Source organism: Burkholderia ubonensis (assembly GCF_902833085.1).
In the GTDB taxonomy this organism is placed as follows: domain Bacteria; phylum Pseudomonadota; class Gammaproteobacteria; order Burkholderiales; family Burkholderiaceae; genus Burkholderia; species Burkholderia ubonensis.
This window is the reverse complement of record NZ_CADFEB010000001.1, coordinates 468,229-488,713: the sequence shown is the minus strand read 5'-3', so window position 1 is coordinate 488,713 and position 20,485 is coordinate 468,229. Positions and strand designations below refer to the sequence as shown.

Here is a 20,485-nt window from a genome sequence, read left to right as displayed (position 1 = left end):
TGACAACCCGACCCGCCACCGATCGCCATGACGCCTTTCGAATTTCGCCAATCCGTGCGCCGCGGCGCGTTTCGCGGCCCGACCGCCGGCCATTGCGGGCCGTTCGCGCAGGCGAACCTCGCGATCCTGCCCGACGCGTACGCGCACGACTTCCTGCGCTTTTGTCAGGCGAATCCGAAGGCGTGTCCGCTGCTCGGCGTCGGCGAGCCGGGCGAATTTCGGCTCGACGCGCTCGGCCGCGACGTCGACATCCGCACCGACGTGCCGAGCTACAACGTTTACCGCGACGGCCGGCTCGCCGAGCGCGTCGACGCGCTCGACGCGCTGTGGCAAGACGATTTCGTCGTGTTCGCGATCGGCTGCTCGTTCTCGTTCGAGGACATGCTGGCGCGCGAGGGCATCGCGCTGCGCCACGTCGAGGAGGGCCGCAACGTGCCGATGTACCGCACGTCGATCGCGAACCGCCGCGCCGGCATCTTCGGCGGCCAGCTCGTCGTGTCGATGCGGCCGATGCGCGGCGCGGACGCGATCCGCGCGGTGCAGATCACGAGCCGGTTCCCGGGCGTGCACGGCGCGCCGATCCATATCGGCCATCCGCGGGAACTGGGGATCGAGAACCTCGGCGCGCCCGATTTCGGCGACGCGGTGACGATCCGCGACGGCGAGCTGCCGGTGTTCTGGGCGTGCGGCGTCACGCCGCAAACCGCGCTGATGGACGCGAAGCTGCCGCTCGCGATCGCGCATACGCCGGGCCACATGCTGATGACCGACATCACGAACGCGTCGCTCGCGGTGTTTTGACACCCGATGCGGCCGCATGGTGCGGCTGCATCGGGCGGCCAAGCGGGGCGGCGAACCTGCCGTCCCGCCCGAACCCGTCGCGGCGGCGCGCCGTGACCGAACCCGATCCGTCCGGCCGGAGGGCGACGCGCATCCGCGTCCCGGCAGCCGGCGGCTGATGACGACAACCCGACAACGACTCGACGACGGCTCGACGAGTCATTCGGCGCACTTCGACTGGAGCGACACCATGGACAGCAAGACCCTGACGGCACCCCCCGCCGCCGACCCCGCGAGCGCCGGGCGCAGCGGCCTCTTCTCGTGGTATGCGGAGGCCGGGCCGCGCGAACGCCGTGCGTTCTGGAGCTGCAAGGTCGGCTACATGCTCGACGGAATGGACACGCAGATGCTGTCGTTCGTGATCCCGACGCTGGTCGCGACCTGGGGCATCTCGCTCGCGGACGCAGGCTTCATCGGCACGCTGACGCTGCTCGCATCCGCGCTCGGCGGCTGGATCGCGGGCATCCTGTCGGACCGGATCGGCCGCGTGCGCACGCTGCAGCTCACGGTGCTGTGGTTCGCGGTGTTCACGGGGCTGTGCGGGCTCGCGCAGAACTATCACCAGCTGCTCGCGGCGCGCGCGCTGATGGGCTTCGGCTTCGGCGGCGAATGGACAGCGGGCGCGGTGCTGATCGGCGAGGTGATCCGCGCGCGCGATCGCGGCAAGGCGGTCGGCCTCGTGCAGTCGGGCTGGGCGATCGGCTGGGGGCTCTCGGCGCTGCTCTATGCGCTGCTGTTCTCGACGCTGTCCGCCGAATATGCGTGGCGCGGGCTGTTCCTCGTCGGCCTGCTGCCCGCGCTGCTCGTCGTCGTGATCCGCCGCTACGTGAAGGAGCCGGACGTCTACGAGAAGGAGAAGGCCGCGCAGGCAAGCGTCGCGGATGCGCCGCGTCTCACGGAAATCTTCGCGCCGAAGCTGCTGACGACGACGCTGCGCGCGGCGCTGCTGACGACCGGCGCGCAGGGCGGCTACTACGCGATCACGACGTGGCTGCCGACCTTCCTGAAGACCGAACGCCACCTGACGGTGATGGGCACCGGCGGCTACCTCGCGACGATAATCGTCGGCTCGTGGGTCGGCTACCTGGCGAGCGCTTACCTGACCGACCGCCTCGGCCGCAAGCCGAACTTCATCCTGTTCGCGCTCGGCTCGATGACGATCGCGTTCGCGTATACGTCGCTGCACCTGACCAACACGTCGATGCTGTGGCTCGGCTTCCCGCTCGGTTTCTTCGCATCGGGCATCTTCTCCGGGATGGGCGCGTTCCTCACCGAACTGTTTCCCACCCGCGTGCGCGGCTCGGGCCAAGGCTTCTGCTACAACGTCGGCCGCGCGGTCGGCGCGCTGTTCCCGTTCCTGATCGGCGCGCTGTCGAAGCACTACGGCCTCGGCGCGAGCATCGGCATCTTCGCGGTCGCCGCCTACGGCGTGATGATCGTCGCGGCGCTGACGCTGCCCGAGACCCGCGGCCGCGAGCTCGAGCAAGCCTGACGCCGGCGCTGCGGCGCGGCGTGCGCGCCGCGCGAGCGCACCTCGCTTTCCATTCCCGACGATGCCTGCCGCGACGCGCGTGAGCGCGCGCCGCGCGGACGGCGCTCGTCCTCCGATTCACGAACCCACGACACAGTGATTCCATCGCCATGACGACCCGACACAGTTCTTCCGTTCCTTCCGACGCGCGCCGCTGGCAATTCTGGATCGACCGCGGCGGCACCTTCACCGACATCGTCGCGCGCCGGCCCGACGGCTCGCTGACCACGCACAAGCTGCTGTCCGAGAACCCCGAGCAGTATCGCGACGCGGCCGTCGCCGGCATCCGCCACCTGCTCGGCCTCGCGGCCGGCGAGCCGATCACGCCCGAGCGCGTCGGGATGGTGAAGATGGGCACGACGGTCGCGACCAACGCGCTGCTCGAGCGCAAGGGCGAGCGCACCGCGCTCGCAACCACGCGCGGCCTGCGCGACGTGCTGCGCATCGCGTACCAGAACCGGCCGCGCCTGTTCGACCTCGACATCGTGCTGCCCGACGCGCTGTACGAGACGGTCGTCGAGATCGACGAGCGGGTCGGCGCGCACGGCGACGTGGTCGAGCCGCTCGATCTCGCGTCCGCGGAAACGGCGCTGCGGCAGGTGTACGACGCGGGCATCCGCGCGCTCGCGATCGTGCTGATCCACGGCTACCGGCACACCGCGCACGAGCATGCGCTCGCGCAGCTCGCGCGCCGCATCGGCTTCACGCAGGTATCGGCGTCGCACGAGGTGTCGCCGCTGATGAAGATGGTGTCGCGTGGCGACACGACCGTCGTCGACGCATACCTGTCGCCGATCCTGCGCCGTTACGTCGAGCAGGTCGCGCACGAGATGCCGGGCGTGAACCTGCAGTTCATGCAGAGCAGCGGCGGCCTCACGCGTGCCGACGCGTTCCAGGGCAAGGACGCGATCCTGTCCGGCCCCGCGGGCGGCATCGTCGGGATGGTGCGCGCCGCGCGCGTCGCGGGCTTCGATCACGTGATCGGCTTCGACATGGGCGGCACGTCGACCGACGTATCGCACTTCAACGGCGAGTTCGAGCGCGTGTTCGAGACGCAAGTGGCCGGCGTGCGGATGCGCGCGCCGATGATGAGCATCCACACGGTCGCGGCGGGCGGCGGCTCGGTGCTGAGCTTCGACGGCGCGCGGCTGCGCGTCGGCCCCGAATCGGCGGGCGCGAACCCGGGGCCGGCCGCGTACCGGCGCGGCGGGCCGCTGACGGTGACCGACTGCAACGTGATGCTCGGCAAGATCCAGCCCGGCTATTTCCCGCGCGTGTTCGGCCCGCACGCGGACGAGCCGCTCGACCGCGACGGCGTCGTCGCGAAGTTCGACGCGCTCGCCGACGAGATCCTTGCCGCGACCGGGCGGCGCGAGACGCCCGAGGCGCTGGCCGAAGGCTTCCTCGAGATCGCGATCGGCAGCATGGCGAACGCGATCAAGAAGATTTCCGTGCAGCGCGGCCACGACGTGTCGCGCTACGTGCTGACGACGTTCGGCGGCGCGGGCGGCCAGCACGCGTGCGGCGTCGCCGATGCGCTCGGCATGACGCAGGTGTTCGCGCATCCGCTCGCGGGCGTGTTGTCCGCCTACGGGATGGGGCTCGCCGACCAAACCGCGATGCGCGAGCGCGCGGTCGAGGCGGTGCTGTCCGACGCGTCGCTCGCGACGCTGAACGCGACGCTCGACCAGCTGAGCGGCGAAGCGGTCGGCGCGCTGCTCGAACAGGGGGTGCCGCCCGAGCGGATCGCGACCGAGCGGCGCGTGCACCTGCGCTACCAGGGCACCGATTCGGCGCTCGCGGTGCCGGCCGGCAGCGTCGATGCGATGCGGCAGGCGTTCGATGCCGCCTACCGGCAGCGCTACGCGTTCCTGATGCCGGACACGCCGCTCGTCGCGGAGCTGGCGTCGGTCGAGGCGATCGGCCGCTCCGACGCGCCGGTCGAGGTCGCGCCGCTCGCGGCGCGCGACGCCGGCGCCGCGCCGCGGGCCGACGCGGCCGTGCGCTTCTACTCCGGCGGCGCGTGGCATGACGCGGCACTCTACGTGCGCGACGCGCTGCTGGCGGGGGACGTCATCGACGGACCGGCGATCGTCGCGGAGAAGAACGGCACGACCGTCGTCGAGCCGGGCTGGCGCGCGCGGATGACCGCGCAGGGCAATCTCGTGATGGCGCGCGCGACGCCGCTGCCGACGCGCCGCTCGCTCGGCACCGACGCGGACCCGGTGCGGCTCGAGATCTTCAACAACCTGTTCATGTCGATCGCCGAGCAGATGGGGCTGCGGCTGCAGAACACCGCGTATTCGGTGAACATCAAGGAGCGGCTCGACTTCTCGTGCGCGATCTTCGACGGCGACGGCAACCTGATCGCGAACGCGCCGCACATGCCCGTGCATCTCGGCTCGATGGGCGAGAGCATTCGCACGGTGATCGAGCGCAACCGCGGCCGCATGCGCGACGGCGACGTCTACATGCTCAACGATCCGTATCACGGCGGCACGCACCTGCCGGACGTGACGGTGATCACGCCGGTGTTCGCCGACGGTTCGGACCAGCCGCTGTTCTACGTCGGCTCGCGCGGCCATCACGCGGACATCGGCGGCACGACGCCGGGCTCGATGCCGCCCGATTCGACCCACATCGACGAAGAGGGCGTGCTGATCGACAACTGGCAGCTCGTGTCGGCAGGCGTGTTGCGCGACGCCGAGACGCGCGCGCTGCTCGCGTCGGGCCGCTACCCGGCGCGCAACGTCGAGCAGAACATGGCCGACCTGCGCGCGCAGGTCGCCGCGAACCGGAAGGGCGTCGACGAGCTGCGCCGGATGGTCGCGCAGTTCGGCCGGGACGTCGTGCTCGCGTTCATGCGGCACGTGCAGGACAACGCGGAAGAGGCGGTGCGGCGCGTGATCGGCGCGCTGCAGGACGGCAGCTACCGCTATGCGCTCGACAACGGCGCCGAGATTCGCGTCGCGATCCGCGTCGATCGTGACGCCCGCCGCGCCGAGATCGACTTCACCGGCACGTCCGCGCAGCTCGACAACAACTTCAATGCGCCGAAGGCCGTGTGCATGGCGGCGGTGCTGTACGTGTTCCGCACGCTCGTCGGCGACGACATCCCGCTGAACGCGGGCTGCCTGAAGCCGCTGACGGTGATCGTGCCGGCGCGCTCGATGCTGAACCCCGAGTATCCGGCGGCGGTCGTGTCGGGCAACGTCGAGACGTCGTCGGCGATCACCAACGCGCTGTACGGCGCGCTCGGCCGCGTCGCGTCGAGCCAGGGCACGATGAACAACTTCGCGTTCGGCAACGCGCAATACCAGTACTACGAGACGATCGCGGGCGGCAGCGGCGCCGGAAACGGTTTCGCGGGCGCCGACGCGGTGCAGACGCACATGACGAATTCGCGGCTGACCGATCCCGAGGTGCTCGAATGGCGCTATCCGGTGCGGCTCGATTCGCACCGCATCCGCGCGGGATCGGGCGGCGGCGGACGCTGGCCGGGCGGGAACGGCGCGATCCGCCGGATTCGCTTCCTCGAGCCGATGACCGCGTCGATCCTGTCGAACAACCGCATTCACGCGCCGTTCGGCGCGGCGGGCGGCGCGCCGGGCGCGCCCGGCCGCAATGCGATCGAGCGCGCGGACGGCACCGTCGTAACGCTCGACCACATCGGCCGCGCGCAGATGGCGCCGGGCGACGTGTTCGTCGTCGAGACGCCGGGCGGCGGCGGGTACGGCGCGATGGATGCCGAATGACCGTGCGTTTCGACGGGCGTGCGCGCAATGAAGCAAGCGGTTCATTCATTCGGCGCGCGGAAATGCCCTGCAGTCCGGAATGTTTCGCGGTGCGGCGCAAGTGCGTTCATCGGTGACGAAATGCGTGCGACGACCGGCGCCAGCATTGCGAAACATTCCTGAACAAGTTCGACGAACGCGGATGACAGGGACGGAATGTCGGTTCGGCGCAACGCATCGCCGTAACGTTCCGACCCTGATCGCGTATTCATCGCGGAACCGGTTCGAGCAACGATGAATTGCCGGCGAAGTCACGCCGGGCGCGTCGCAACCTGCGTTCGACGCGCGGTTGCAACCCGCTCTCGCGAGCCCGGTCATGCCGTTTTCCGACGCGACACAGGCAACTGTTGCCAACGCCGACACGGCGGCCGCTTGCTTGACACTCTGTGAGAATTGTGTGACTGCAAATTCCGTCCTTCATTTGATAAGATGAGCCCATCATTCGTCTGGCAGAACCCGCGCACGACACGCGCGGACGCGGGTTCGGAATTGTCTGGAGCAAAAAACGGGGCGAGGGCCGCGACCCCAGTCGAACCGTCGGGCGCCGTAGCGGGCGTCCGCGCACGCGATTGGATGGGGGGGCCTCGTCTAAACTGAGCGTTTTTTTGGTCGGGGCTCGTCCATGGATGACGAAAACGAAAGCGCGGTACTCGAGGCGCACTTCGGCACGCGCAGCCCGTGCTGGCGCCTGGGCAGCGACAGCAATGCGCTCGAGCTGGCCGCCGTCCGCGGCCTGACCAACATCAGCGTGGCGCTGACGGCCGGGCAGGCCGCGCGGATTCGTGCCCTGACCGGCGCAACCTCCCACCTCGTGCTCGACATCACGCTGTTCGGCGACCCGGTCAGCCTCCACCTCGTCGGCCGGCGGCTCAACACGACCGACTGGGCCGGCACCGCGTGCGCGTATTCGGACACCGAGTCGGTCGCCGCCGATCTCGCGCACGGCCTCGCGTTCGCGGAGCAGGTCGTCTCCGAAGTCAATTCGCTCGTCGTGATCCTCGACCGCAACGGCATCGTGCAGCGCTTCAACCGCCTGTGCGAGGAAGTGACCGGCAGGCGCGAAGTCGACGTGATCGGCCGCAGCGCGTTCGAGCTGTTCATGAGCGAGGACCAGGGCGCGCAATCGCGCACCAACATCAACGGCTTCTTCTCGAGCAACAAGCCGTTCTCGGTCGAGCGCTACATCAACACCATCAACGGCCCGCGCCTGTTCCAGTTCCGCAACAAGTTCGTGCAGAGCGGCAGCGGCGTCGACGAGCAGTTCCTGATCTGCTCGGGCATCGACATCACCGAGGAGCGCAAGGCGCAGCAGCGGCTCATCGAGCTCGCGAACACCGACATGCTCACGGGCCTGCCGAACCGCCATGCGATCAGCGAGCAGATCAAGGCCGTGCTGGCCGGCGACCCCGGCGAAAACCTGCTGCAGGTCGGCATCCTGTTCCTCGATCTCGACAACTTCAAGCGCGTCAACGATCACTACGGGCACATCACCGGCGACCGGATGCTGAAGGACGTGTCGACGATCATCGCCGGCTGCCTGCCGGAGAACGCGACGCTCGCGCGCCTCGGCGGCGACGAATTCCTCGTGCTGTTCTCGCGCGGCACGCGCCCGCTGCTGGAGGCGACCGCGCAGGTGATCCTCGAGCGGCTGCGCACGCCGATCCATCTCGGGCTGATGGAGGTGTATACGAGCTGCTCGATCGGCATCGCGATGTATCCGCAGCACGGCGACACGCTCGAAACGCTGATCCGCAGCGCCGACACCGCGATGTACGTCGCGAAGGAGGCCGGCAAGCACACGTATCGCGTGTTCTCGGTGGAGATGAACCAGAAGGTCGCGAAGTACATGTGGCTCGACACGAACCTGCGCAAGGCGCTCGAGGAGGAGCAGTTCGTGCTGCATTACCAGCCGGTCGTCGACCTCGCGACGGGCGACGTGCACGGCGTCGAGGCGCTGATCCGCTGGCAGTCGCCGGAACGCGGGCTCGTCTCGCCGATCGAGTTCATCCAGTTCGCGGAGGAATCCGGGCTGATCGCGCCGCTCGGGCGCTGGGTGATGCGCACCGCGGCGGAGCAGGCGGCCGCGTGGAAGGCGAAGGGGCTCGAGACGCGCATCGCGATCAACGTGTCCGCGCGGCAGCTGCAGGACCTGAACATCGTGCACCAGTTCGCAACGATCCTCGACGACGCGAGCCTGAAGCCGGGCCTGCTCGACATCGAGCTGACCGAAAGCTGCTTCATCGAGGACGAAGGCGCGGCGCTCGCGTTGATGAAGCAGTTCCGCCTGCTCGGCGCGGAGATCCACCTCGACGATTTCGGCACCGGCTATTCGTCGCTGTCGCAGCTGTCGCGCCTGCCGCTCGATACGATCAAGCTCGACCGCAGCTTCATCACCGGCATCGACCGCAATCCGCGTTCGCAGGCGCTGGTGCGCTCGGTGGTGGCGCTGGCTCGCGCGCTGAATTTCTCGGTGGTGGCCGAAGGCGTCGAGACGCGCGCCGAAGCGGACTTTCTCAAGCAGATCGACGTCGACCAGGCGCAGGGCTTCTACTTCGCGCGGCCGATGGCCGCGCAGGCGTTCGAGCAGTGGCTCACCGAAAAGAGAAAGTTCAGGCTCATCGCCTGAACTTTCCCGTCATGCCGTGCCGTCACGCGACGGCCGGCATCACACCGTGCGCAGCTTCGACACGCGCCGGTTCTGCAGCATCACGAGGCGTTCCATGTACGCGAGATCCTTCGGCTCGATCGTGAACGCCGCCCGCACCCAGTCCTCCGTGACGTCCATCAGTTCGGACCGCGACAGCGGGAACACGCGCTGACGCGCGCGCAGCATCGCGCGCACGCCGTTCAGCTTCGGCCGCAGCACGTCGATGAAGGTGCGCGTCGCGATAAACGCGTCGCCCGCCTCGAACGTCTGGTCGACGAGGCCGTGATCCGCGTACCACTCGGCGACGTGCGGCTCGCCGTTCGCGATCAGTTCCTCCGCGAGGCGCCGGTGCGCCTTGCGCGCGACGAGCGAGTAGCCGCCCATCCCCGGGAACAGGTTGAACGCGATCTCGGGGAAGCCGAGCTTCACGCCCTTCTGCGCGAGCACGTAGTGGTGCGCGAGCACGGCCTCGAAACCGCCGCCGAGCGCGCTGCCCTCGACCATCGCGATCGAGATCGCGCCGGTGCCGAAGCCCGTGTAGATCTCGTAGACGCCGTCGATGCAGGAGCGCGCATACGCGACCAGCTGGTCGCGCCTGCCGCTGCGGATCGCGTCGACGAAGAAGCTCAGGTCGCCTCCGACGTTGAACAGCTCGGGGACGAGCGAGCCCGTCACCCAGAAGTCGAATGGCAGCCCGGTCTCCCGTGCGACGCGCGCGAGATGGATGATGTCGGTCACGAGTTGCTGGTTGAAGCACGGCCGCGGTTCGGAGCGAAGCATCATCCACATGACGTTGCGGCCTTCTTCATAGTAGGCCACGAGTTGCGTCAATTCACCGGCTTCGTGGAACGGCCGGCATGCGGGGTGTGATTGGAGTTGCATGGATGTGTCCTCGATTAGTTAAGTGATTGGCGTTGGTCAAACGCCGCGTAACCGATCCATGCGAATGGCAGACGGCCGCATGGCACACGGTCGCGCGGCATCGTCATTGTTGCGCGCGCGAAATCGCCGGATACGTCGGGTGTACCGCTTAAACGCGTGTTTTTCGAGGGTGAAAGCAAATGGCATTTCGGGTGGGTGCGGTCGAATGGATGCGCGAATGGGGCGTCATGGGCGACACACGATTTTTTACGAATTTCCGGTGGAGATCGCGCGAACCGACGGCGCGCAATCGTTTCGTCTGCTGAATGATTGATGCGGCGCGGGCGCGCGCCGGCACGCGGGCGATGCGCGGCATGCCGGACGGCAGCGCCGGTATTTCGCTTGAAAGCGTTTCTCGAATATTTCGCTCGCGGCGACGCGGTGTGGACGTCTTTACGACCGAATTCCGCGCGGCCGCGCGCGAGTGCGCGTGAGAATGGCGTTCCGATATTGCTTGCGGTATCGGCAATCGCAAGCGGAAAGACGCGATGCGACGGCGGTGTCGTTCGTCATGCAGAGGGATTCGCTTGTCGATGCAACGTGATTGTCAGGATGTCGCGATGCGCGCGGCCCGATTCGATCGCGAGGCCGGCGCAACCGCACGTCGAGCGCCGGGGCAGGGTATTCACCGATCGCCGCGCTTCGGCGCATCGGCGCGACGGGCCCGCCGCCGCGCTTTCCGGCCGCCGCCATGGCCTTCGCCGCTGCCGGAGCTTGCCAGGGTCGCCCGGTATCGGCCAACATTCGCTTCCGGCCGGACCGCGCACTCGACGGCGGCCGGCCCGAACCCGGCGGATGGCGCCGGTCGACAACCGGCCGCCGCGCGTATCGGCGCGCGCGGCCGGCATGGAGGAGAACACGCATGTCAGAAAAACATCGGATCCTGGTACTGGACGACGATCCGGAAGTGCGCGCCTGGCTGACGGGCGTGCTGGAAGAGGCGGGATTCGAGGTATCGGCGGTCGACAGCGCCGCGCACATGCAGCAGCGGCTGGCCGCCGCGCCGCACGCGCTCGTCATTCTCGACCTGAAGCTGCGCGGCGAGGACGGCCTGACGGTCGCGCGCGAGCTGCGGCGGCGCTCGGACGTGTCGATCATCATGATCAGCGGCCTCGGCGACGAAACCGACCGCGTGCTCGGCCTCGAGACCGCGGCCGACGATTTCGTCACGAAGCCGTTCTCGGGGCGCGAGCTGCTCGCGCGGGTGCGCGCGCAGCTGCGGCGCACGACCGAGCTGTCGATGCCGCGCCCCGCGTCGAACGGGGGCGGCCCGCGTTTCTGCTTCGACGGCTGGACGCTGGACCTTGCCGCGCGCACGCTGATCCACGACGGCAGCGCCTGCGCGCTGACGCAAGGCGAATTCGAACTGCTCGCCGCGATGGTGCAGCAGCCGTCGCGCGTGTGGTCGCGCGACCAGCTGCTCGAGCACACGCGCGGCTTCGGCATCGACGTCTACGACCGCACGATCGACGTGCTGATCCTGCGGCTGCGCCGCAAGATCGAGCCGAACCCCGAGCAGCCGACCTATATCCGCACGCAGCGCGGCGTCGGCTATGTGTTCGCGGTGCCGGTCGTGCGCGTGTGACGCGATGCGCACCTCGTTCAACCCGTTGCCGCCTTGGAGCGTGCGGACCAAGCTGACCGCGACGTTCCTGCTGCTGTTCGGCATCACGCTCGCGGTCGTCGTGGTCGGCGTGCTCGGCATGCGCGCGAACCAGAACGCGCTCGACGAATACGAGGCGAACGTGGTGCCGGAGATCGCCCGCGCGCTCGAGCTGTCGGACAAGGTCGCGCAGCTCGCGGCAGTTGCGCCGAGCATGATGCTGACCGATTCGCCGGATCTGCTGCACAACGACACCGAGCTGATGCGCGGCCTGCTCGGCGACATCCGGCGCCTGTCGCCGGGCTTCGGCATGCAGCCCGGCCCGGCCGCGAAGGCGGGCGAGCGGCTCGCGGTGACCGACGACCTCGACGCGATCGACCAGGATCTCGCACGGCTGCTGGTCGTGTCGGGCCGGCAGCGGCAGCTCAAGGAGGAGCTGGGCGAGCTGCGCGTGGAGAACGACCGCATCGGCGACAGCATCGCGCGCGACAAGAGCCTGATCGCGCAGCGCGCGCCGACGCTGCTCGAGATCTGGGCGCGCACCGCCGGTGCGCTGCAGGCGGCGAACGCGGCGGAGCTCGGCAGCGCCGAAAGCGACAACGAGGCGCTGTGGCTGCGCGTGCGCGAGCGCGGCGAGGACCGCCGCCAGCCCGCGCTCGCCGACGCGCTGCAGCGGCTCGACGGCGGCGCGCGCAGCGTGTTCGCGGTGCGCCGCGAGTTCCTCGCGAGCGAGACGCAGACGGGCTACCTCGTCACGCTGCTGCGCGGCCACGCGGACCACCTGAGCGGCAAGTCCGCGCGCTACGTCGAGCGGCTGCGGCAGATCGCGAGCGAGCGCAGCGACAAGGTGCGCAAGGTCGCGGTGTCGAGCCAGTCGGGGCTGCTGCTGCTGGCGGTGGCGGGCGTCGCGGTCGCGCTGCTCGGCGTCGCGTATGCGAGCCGCATCCTGCGCAAGCTGCAGGCGATGACGCGCGTGATGGCGCGCCTCGCGAAGGGGGTGACGTCGGACCGGATGCCGTCAACGCACCGGCCGGACGAAATCGGCGAGCTGGCACGCGCGTTCGAGGTGTTCCGCACCAACCTGATCGAGAAGGAGCAGTTGACGCAAGGGCTCGAGGCACAGCGCCGCCTGCAGGAGTCCGTGCTCAACTCGATGAACGACGGCGTGTCCGTGCACGACGCGCACGGCGGCCTGATCGCGTGGAATCCGACCTTCGCGACGCTGCTCGGGATCGACGCCGCCGCGCTGCATGCGGGACTGACGCTCGCGACGCTGCGGCGCGCCGTCGACCCGCCCGCGCGCTGGCGCCAGGTGTCGCGCGAGACCGCGACCCGCACGTCGGACGGCGCGCGCATCGCCGCGTCGGCCGAACTGCACCTGCGCGACCGGCGGATCCTCGAATTCCACTGCCAGCCGCTGCCGGACGGCGGCTGGGTCGCGGTGTGCCGCGACCTGACGAGCCGGCGCGCGGTCGAGGCGGAGCTGCGCCAGGCGCAGAAGATGGACGTGCTGGGGCAGCTCACGGGCGGCGTCGCGCACGATTTCAACAACTTCCTGGTCGCGATCCTCGGCAACCTGGAGCTGCTGCTGCCGCGCCTCGACGGGCAGCACGACGCGCAGACGATGGCCGAGCGGGCGCGCCGCGCGGCCGAGCGCGCGTCGCGCCTCACGCGGCGGCTGCTCGCGTTCGCGCGGCGCCAGCCGCTGCAGGCCGAGCGCGTGTCGGTGCGGGCGATGCTCGCGGAGATGCTCGATCTCGTCGAGTATTCGGCGGGCCAGCGCGTGACGGTCGTGCTGGAGCCGGCCGCGGAGCCGCTGTGGGTGAACGTGGATCGCGGCCAGCTCGAGAACGCGGTGCTGAACCTGACGCTCAACAGCGCCGCCGCGATGCCGGACGGCGGCACGCTCGCGCTGGCTGCTCGCCGCGAGCCGATGGCGGGCGAAGGCGCCGCCGCCGCGAGCGCGATCGTGCTGAGCGTGACCGATACCGGCTGCGGGATCGCACCGCTGCTGCTCGACAAGGTGATCGAGCCGTTCTTCACGACCAAGGCGGCCGGCGAGGGCAGCGGGCTCGGCCTCAGCAGCGTGTACGGCTTCGTGCGCCAGAGCGGCGGCGACCTGCGGATCCACAGCGAGGTCGGCCGCGGCACGCGCGTCGAGCTGTGGCTGCCGGAAGGCGCGGCGCCCGAGCGGCGCGGTGCGGCGACCGTCGCACCTGCGCTGCCCGCCGCGTTGCGGGCCGGCACGCGTGTGCTGGTGGTCGACGACGATCCCGAGGTGCGCGACACGGCGCTCAGCCAGTTCGCGGCGCTCGGCGCGCAGGCCGACGCGGTCGCGACCGGCGAAGCGGCGCTCGGCTGGCTGGCCGAGCACGGCCCGGTCACGCTCGTGCTGTCGGACATCTCGCTCGGCGCGGGCGGCAGCGGCATCGCGTTCGCCGCGCGGCTCGCGCAGCGCTGGCCGGCGCAGCGCGTCGCGCTGACGTCGGGCCTGCCGCCCGAGATCCATCAGGCCCATCCGGACTGGCGCGCGGACCTGCCGTTCGTGCCGAAGCCGTTCGATCTGGCGGCGCTCGCCGCGCTCCTCGCCTGATCCGCCGAGCCGATTGTTTCGATTGTTAATGGCGGGTCGGATTTCCGAAATTTTCGATTAACGGGACTGGAGTCTCATACACCCACGGCACCCGGCGACGCGACGCGCTCGCGACGCCCGCGGCGCACGATTCGAACGATACTGGAGACACACCCGATGATGAAGCTCAAGGCTGGATTGCTGACGATGGCGCTCGCAACGATGGCCGCCACGTGTGCCACCGCCGGCGCGGCGACGCTGCGGATTGCATGCGGCGCGGCCGGCGTCGACCAGGACATCTGCCAGGTCTCGGCGAAGCGCTGGGCCGAGAAGACCGGCAACGAGGTCGAGTTCATCAGCATGCCAAACAACTCGAGCGAGACGCTCGCGCTGTACCAGCAGCTGCTCGGCAGCGGCTCGGACAAGATCGACGTGATGCAGATCGACACGGTCTGGCCGGGCATCCTTGCGAACCACTTGATCGACCTGAAGCCGTACAGCAAGGGGCTGGAGAGCCAGTCGTTCCCGAGCATCGTCGCGAACGACACCGTGAACGGCAAGCTGGTCGCGATGCCGTGGTTCATCGACACGGGGCTGCTGTACTACCGCAAGGACCTGCTCGACAAGTACCGGATGAAGGTGCCCGCGACGTGGGACGAGCTCGATGTGACCGCGCGCAAGATCCAGGCGGGCGAGCGCGCCGCCGGCAGCGAGAAGGTCTGGGGCTACGTGTGGCAGGGGCGCGCGTACGAAGGGCTGACCTGCGACGCGCTCGAATGGGTCAGCAGCTACAACGGCGGCACGGTGGTCGACGACAAGGGCCGCGTGACGATCGACAACCCGGGCGCGATCAAGGCGCTCGAACAGTCGGCGAAATGGGTCGGCACGATCAGCCCGAAGGCGGTGCTGAACTACGGCGAAGAGGAGGCGCGCGGCGTGTTCCAGGCCGGCAACGCGGTGTTCATGCGCAACTGGCCGTACGCGTGGGCGATCGCAAACCGCGCGGGCAGCCCGATCAAGGGCAAGGTCGGCATCGCGCCGCTGCCGAAGGGCGGCGCCGACGGGCGACCCGCCGCCGCGCTCGGCGGCTGGCAGCTCGCCGTGTCGCGCTACTCGCCGAACCCGAAGCTGGCCGCCGATCTCGTGATGTACCTCGCGAGCGCCGAGGTGCAGAAGATGCGCGCGGTGCAGGGCTCGTACAACCCGACGATGCCGGCGCTCTACCGGGACAAGGACATCCTGCAGGCCAACCCGTTCATGGCTGATCTGCTGCCGACCTTCACCAGCGCGGTTGCACGCCCGTCGACGGTCACCGGCGCGAAGTACAACCAGGTCAGCAACCAGTTCTGGAATGCCGCGCACGACGTGCTCGCCGGCAGCGACACCGCGTCGGGTGCGCTCGCGCGGCTCGCCGCGTCGCTGAACCGGCTCGCGCCCGGCGGAAACTGGCGCTGAGCGCAGCCCGCACTCGATCGATCCGGCCGGCCGCCTGACGGCGCCGGCCTCGCAGGAGACATCGCATGAGAACCGGAAGCATCCAAATCAGTAGTACTCCTCCATTTGAGCAGGCGACCGCGCGAGCCGGCACGGGGCTCGCGCAGGCCCGTCGGCGCCAGGCATGGCTGCTGGTCGCGCCCGCGATGCTGGCGCTGGTGGCGATTGCCGGCTGGCCGCTCGTGCGCACCGCGTGGTTCAGCCTGACCGACGCGCAGCTCGCCGACCTGTCGCAGCGCCGTTTCGTCGGCCTCGACAACTATCTCGGCGCGGCGGGCGTGCTGCGCGATCCGGCGTGGTGGCAGGCGGTCGGCAATACCGTGCTGTTCGCCGTCGTGTCGGTGCTGCTCGAGACGGGCGCGGGCCTCGGCGTCGCGCTGCTGCTCGACGTGCCGTCGCGGCTGCGCACGCTGCTGCGCGCGGCGGTGCTGGTGCCGTGGGCGATCCCGACCGTCGTGTCGGCGAAGATCTGGAGCTGGATGCTCAACGACCAGTTCGGCATCGTCAACGCGATGCTGATGTCGATCGGCGCGATCCATGAGCCGCTCGCATTCACCGCCGATGCGCAGCTCGTGTTCCCGACCATCGTGCTCGTCGACGTGTGGAAGACGACGCCGTTCATGGCGCTCCTGATGCTCGCCGCGCTGCAGATCGTGCCGCGCGACTGCTACGAAGCCGCGCGCGTCGACGGCGTGCCGCGCTGGCGCGTGTTCCGCTCGGTGACGCTGCCGCTGATCCTGCCCGGCGTGCTGGTCGCGATGATCTTCCGCTCGCTCGATGCGCTGCGCGTGTTCGACCTGATCTACGTGATGACGTCGAACAGCCGGGTCACGAAGAGCATGTCGGTGTACGTGCGCGAGCAGCTGATCGATTTCCAGCAGGTCGGGTTCGGGTCGGCGTCGGCGATGCTGCTGTTCGCAACGATCGTGCTGTTCACCGTCGGCTACATGGCGGTCAGCCGCCGCCGCATGCAGGAGGCCTGACATGAAGAAGCATCCGTTCGAGATCGCGATCCACGCGCTGTTGTCGGCGCTCGTGCTGGTGATCGCGCTGTTCCCGTTCGTCTACATGATCGGCACGTCGGTCAAGCATGGCGACGCGCTGTTCGACACGTCGCTGTTCCCGGCCAGCCCGTCGTTCGACAACTATCGCCAGCTGTTCAACGACCAGCCGTTCGGCGCGTACCTGCTGAACTCGGCGCTCGTCGCGGGCGGTGCGGTCGCGCTGTCGCTCGCGGTGTCGGTGCTCGCCGCGTATGCGCTCGGCCGCGTGTCGTTCCGCGGGCGCGGCGTGCTGATGATGTGCATCCTCAGCGTGTCGATGTTTCCGCAGGTCGCGATCCTGTCCGGCCTGTTCGAGCTGGTCCGCGCGCTCGGCCTGTACGACCGCCTCGGCGCGCTCGTGCTGTCGGACCTGATCTTCACGCTGCCGTTCACGATCTGGATCCTCGTCACGTTCATGCGCGAGCTGCCGCGCGAGCTGGAGGACGCGGCGCTCGTCGACGGCGTCGGCGTGTTCACGCTGATCTTCCGGATCTTCCTGCCGCTGCTGCGCCCGGCGCTTGCCGCGACGTCGCTGCTCGCGTTCGTGTCGGCATGGAACGAGTTCCTGTTCGCGCTCACCTTCACGATCTCGTCGGGCGAGCGCACGGTGCCCGTCGCGATCACGATGATCTCGGGCGCGAGCAGCTACGAGCTGCCGTGGGGAACCATCATGGCCGCGTCGGTGATCGTCACGGTGCCGCTCGTGCTGCTCGTGATGGTGTGCCAGCGGCAAATCGTCTCCGGTCTCACGGCCGGCGCAGTCAAGGGTTGAACGAATTCGCGGGATCAGGAGAAAGAGCATGAGTCAGATCAGGTTGAGCGGTCTCAACAAGCAGTTCGGCGCGACCCCCATCCTCAGCGACGTGAATCTCACCGTCGAACCCGGCGAGTTCTGCGTGTTCATCGGCCCGTCGGGCTGCGGCAAGTCGACGTTGCTGCGGATCGTGGCCGGCCTCGACGAGCAGAGCGCGGGTGACGTGTGGATCGACGGACGCTGCGTGAACACGCTCGCGCCCGCGAAACGCGACATCGCGATGGTGTTCCAGAGCTACGCGCTCTATCCGCACATGTCGGTGTACGAGAACATGGCGTTCGGCCTGCGCCACCTGCGCTTGCCGAAGGACGAGATCGACCGGCGGGTGCGGCTCGCATCGGAATCGCTGCGCCTGACCGAGCTGCTCGAACGCAAGCCCGGCGCGCTGTCCGGCGGCCAGCGGCAGCGCGTCGCGATCGGCCGCGCGATCGTGCGCAAGCCGAAGGTGTTCCTGTTCGACGAGCCGCTGTCGAACCTCGACGCCGCGTTGCGCGTGAAGACCCGCGTCGAGATCGCGAAGCTGCACCGCAGCCTCGACAGCACCAGCATGATCTACGTGACCCACGACCAGGTCGAGGCGATGACGCTCGCCGACAAGATCGTGCTGCTGCGGCCGCTCGAAGGCCGCCACGGCGTCGCCAGCATCGCGCAGGTCGGCACGCCGCTCGACCTGTATCACCGCCCCGCGAGCCGGTTCGTCGCCGGCTTCATCGGGTCGCCCGCGATGAACTTCCTGCCGGCGGCCGTCGCGTCGGCCGGCGCGGGCGAGGTTCGCGCGCTGGCCCGCGAGCACGGGTTGACGGCGAACGTGTCGGGCGACGGTCTCGAAGCGGGCGCCGGCGTCACGCTCGGCATCCGCCCCGAACACGTGCGGGTCGGCACGGGCGGCGTGACGGGCGAAGTCACGCACGTCGAGCAGATGGGCGAGCACACCTACCTGTACCTCGATACGCCGCTCAGCACGCAGCCGATCGTCGCGAAGACCGACGCCGGCGACGCGCGGATCGGCGATCGCCTGCGCGTCGAGCTGCCGGCCGGCGCGCTGCATCTGTTTCACCCGGACGGACGGGCGGCCGCGCGGATGCTGCGCGACGCCGCGACGCCGGCGCTCGCCACGGCCTGAGCGCGGCGGGCCGGCCTACAGCTTTCAGGCGGCCGGGGCGCACGGCCGCTGTCGAATCGGCGCCACTCCATCGAAAAAGGATAGTCATGCAAAACAACAAGCTTTCAGTGATCGTCTGGAACGAATTCGAGCACGAACGCGAAAACGCGGGCGTGCGCGCAATCTACCCCGACGGCATTCACCAGGTGATCGCGAGCGCGCTCGCCGAGACGCCCGCGCTCGGCCACGGCGCGCTGCCGCTCGAGATCGGCACCGCGACGCTCGACCAGCCCGAGCACGGCCTCAGCGAAGCGCGGCTCGCCGCGTGCGACGTGCTGGTCTGGTGGGGGCACAAGGCGCACGCGAAAGTCTCCGACGAGATCGTCGAGCGCGTGCAGCGCCGCGTGCTCGAAGGGATGGGCCTGATCGTGCTGCATTCCGGGCACTTCTCGAAGATCTTCCGCCGCCTGCTCGGCACGAACTGCTCGCTGAAGTGGCGCGAGGCGGCCGAGAAGGAGCGGCTGTGGGTCGTCGAGCCGTCGCATCCGATCGCGGCCGGGCTCGGCGAGTACTTCGAGCTGCAGCACGAGGAGATGTACGGCGAGCGCTTCGACATCCCGCAGCCGGACAGCACCGTGTTCATCTCGTGGTTCGAGGGCGGCGAGGTGTTCCGCTCGGGCTGCTGCTGGGAGCGCGGCCACGGCCGGATCTTCTATTTCCGTCCCGGGCATGAAGCGTATCCGACCTATCACGACCGCAACGTGCAGCGCGTGATCGCGAACGCGGTGCAGTGGGCCGCGCCGCGCGTGAATCTCGCCGATCGCTGCCCGAACTCGCCGCCGCTCGAAACGCTCAGCGAGAAAAGCGTGCAGTTCGCGCACGTCGGCATCCAGCAGACCGCGGGAGACCTCGCATGAACGACGACTACAAGGTTGAGCTGCCGGAAGCGGCGGCGATTGCGCGCGGGCGGCGGCTGCGCGTCGGCGTGGTCGGGCTCGGGATCGGCCGCAAGCATATCGAAGGGTGGCGCGAGCATCCGGACGTCGACGTGGTCGCAATCGCCGACCCCGATGCGAAGCGGCTCGCGAAGGTCGGCGACGCGTTCGGCATCGACGCGCGCTATGCGTCGGCGGACGCGATGTTCGCGGCCGAGAAGCTGGACGTCGTCAGCGTATGCACGCCGAACAAGTTCCATCGCGAGCTGACGCTCGCCGCGTTCGACGCCGGCGCGCACGTGCTGTGCGAGAAACCGATGGCGCTGAATGCGGACGAGGGGCGCGACATGCTGATCGCCGCGCAGCGCGCCGGCAAGCGGCTGATGATCAATTTCTCGTACCGCTTCAGCGCGCAGTCGCGCGCGCTGAAGGCGCAGGTCGACGGCGGGGTGTTCGGCGATTTCTATTTCGGCCGCACGGTCTGGCACCGCCGGCGTGGGATGCCCGGCTTCGGCGGCTGGTTCGGCACGAAGGCGCTCGCGGGCGGCGGGCCGCTGATCGATCTCGGCGTGCACCGCCTCGATCTCGCGCTGTGGCTGATGGGCTATCCGAAGCCGGTGTGGGTGATGGGCAGCACCTACGACCCGATCGCGCGCGAGCTCGCGACGCGCGCGGGCAAGACCTTCGACGTCGAGGATCTCGCGGCCGCGCTGATCCGCTTCGACAACGGCGCGACGCTCGCGCTCGAGGCGTCGTGGGCGACCAACATCCAGGAGGCGGAGCTGATGGAGACGCGCCTGCTCGGCACGCGCGCGGGGCTGCTGCAGAAGAACCTGAACGAAGGCTACACGTTCGACGCGCACATCTTCATCGAGCAGAACGGCGCGCAGTTCGACATGCGCCTGAACCCGCCCGCGGACGGCGCGCATTCGGCGATGTACGACTACGCGGAAGCGATCCTGTGCGACGTCCCGCATCCCGCGCCGGGCGAGGAGGGGCTGATCGTGATGGAGATCCTCGACGCGATCTATGCGAGCGCGGCCGCGGGCGAGCCGATCCGCATCCACGCGCCGGGGAACGCAGCCGCCGACACGCCGCCGGTGCTCGATCTCGACGTCGCCGGGTAACGCAACACCGGGCCGGCGCGCGGCTCGTCCACCGCGCCGGCCCGCGGGCGGCATGACGGACG

General features: G+C 69.3%; 13 protein-coding genes. 12 read left to right on the top strand and 1 reads right to left on the bottom strand.

What is annotated here, in order from left to right; genetic code table 11:
- The first annotated feature begins 27 nt into the window (after window positions 1-27).
- From HWX31_RS02070 to pdeR, 4 genes are all read left to right on the top strand, one after another.
- A complete protein-coding gene (locus HWX31_RS02070) occupies window positions 28-801 on the top strand; it encodes a putative hydro-lyase (protein WP_174963669.1) in 774 nt (257 codons plus the stop codon).
- A 229-nt stretch (window positions 802-1,030) separates the two neighbouring features.
- Complete coding sequence (locus HWX31_RS02065) at window positions 1,031-2,332, top strand: MFS transporter (RefSeq protein WP_174963668.1); 1,302 nt, start codon at window positions 1,031-1,033, stop codon at window positions 2,330-2,332.
- A gap of 149 nt (window positions 2,333-2,481) precedes the next feature.
- Window positions 2,482-6,126: a hydantoinase B/oxoprolinase family protein gene (locus tag HWX31_RS02060; RefSeq protein ID WP_174963667.1), complete on the top strand. Its 3,645-nt coding sequence runs from the start codon at window positions 2,482-2,484 to the stop codon at window positions 6,124-6,126.
- Window positions 6,127-6,787: 661 nt separating this feature from the next.
- A complete protein-coding gene (gene pdeR / locus HWX31_RS02055; protein WP_174963666.1) occupies window positions 6,788-8,791 on the top strand; it encodes a cyclic di-GMP phosphodiesterase in 2,004 nt (667 codons plus the stop codon).
- 39 nt (window positions 8,792-8,830) lie between these two features.
- Here pdeR and HWX31_RS02050 read toward each other — a convergent pair whose 3' ends face one another.
- Complete coding sequence (locus tag HWX31_RS02050; protein WP_174963665.1) at window positions 8,831-9,694, bottom strand: crotonase/enoyl-CoA hydratase family protein; 864 nt, start codon at window positions 9,692-9,694, stop codon at window positions 8,831-8,833.
- Window positions 9,695-10,595: 901 nt separating this feature from the next.
- Here HWX31_RS02050 and HWX31_RS02045 point away from each other — a divergent pair.
- The 8 genes from HWX31_RS02045 to HWX31_RS02010 all read left to right on the top strand — a co-directional run bounded on the left by HWX31_RS02045 (window position 10,596) and on the right by HWX31_RS02010 (window position 20,423).
- Window positions 10,596-11,318 carry a winged helix-turn-helix domain-containing protein gene (locus HWX31_RS02045; RefSeq protein ID WP_059616927.1) on the top strand — a complete coding sequence of 241 codons (723 nt, stop codon included), beginning with the start codon at window positions 10,596-10,598 and terminating at the stop codon, window positions 11,316-11,318.
- Window positions 11,319-11,322: 4 nt separating this feature from the next.
- Complete coding sequence (locus tag HWX31_RS02040) at window positions 11,323-13,929, top strand: ATP-binding protein (protein WP_174963664.1); 2,607 nt, start codon at window positions 11,323-11,325, stop codon at window positions 13,927-13,929.
- A gap of 156 nt (window positions 13,930-14,085) precedes the next feature.
- The gene (locus tag HWX31_RS02035; RefSeq protein WP_208456066.1) at window positions 14,086-15,363 is read left to right on the top strand and encodes an ABC transporter substrate-binding protein; all 1,278 of its coding nucleotides are present in this window, start codon (window positions 14,086-14,088) and stop codon (window positions 15,361-15,363) included.
- A gap of 65 nt (window positions 15,364-15,428) precedes the next feature.
- Window positions 15,429-16,385, top strand: coding sequence for a carbohydrate ABC transporter permease (locus HWX31_RS02030; RefSeq protein ID WP_174963663.1), 957 nt, complete (start codon window positions 15,429-15,431; stop codon window positions 16,383-16,385).
- A gap of 1 nt (window position 16,386) precedes the next feature.
- On the top strand, window positions 16,387-17,217 hold the full coding sequence (locus tag HWX31_RS02025) for a carbohydrate ABC transporter permease (protein ID WP_174963662.1): 831 nt from the start codon (window positions 16,387-16,389) through the stop codon (window positions 17,215-17,217).
- Between the two features lie 28 nt (window positions 17,218-17,245).
- Window positions 17,246-18,382 (top strand): ABC transporter ATP-binding protein, encoded by a 1,137-nt coding sequence (locus HWX31_RS02020; protein WP_174963661.1) that lies wholly within the window; start codon window positions 17,246-17,248, stop codon window positions 18,380-18,382.
- Between the two features lie 86 nt (window positions 18,383-18,468).
- The gene (locus HWX31_RS02015) at window positions 18,469-19,278 is read left to right on the top strand and encodes a ThuA domain-containing protein (protein WP_059619941.1); all 810 of its coding nucleotides are present in this window, start codon (window positions 18,469-18,471) and stop codon (window positions 19,276-19,278) included.
- Window positions 19,275-20,423 (top strand): Gfo/Idh/MocA family protein, encoded by a 1,149-nt coding sequence (locus HWX31_RS02010; protein WP_174963660.1) that lies wholly within the window; start codon window positions 19,275-19,277, stop codon window positions 20,421-20,423. Before HWX31_RS02015 ends, HWX31_RS02010 begins: the two co-directional genes overlap by 4 nt.
- Window positions 20,424-20,485: the final 62 nt, after the last annotated feature.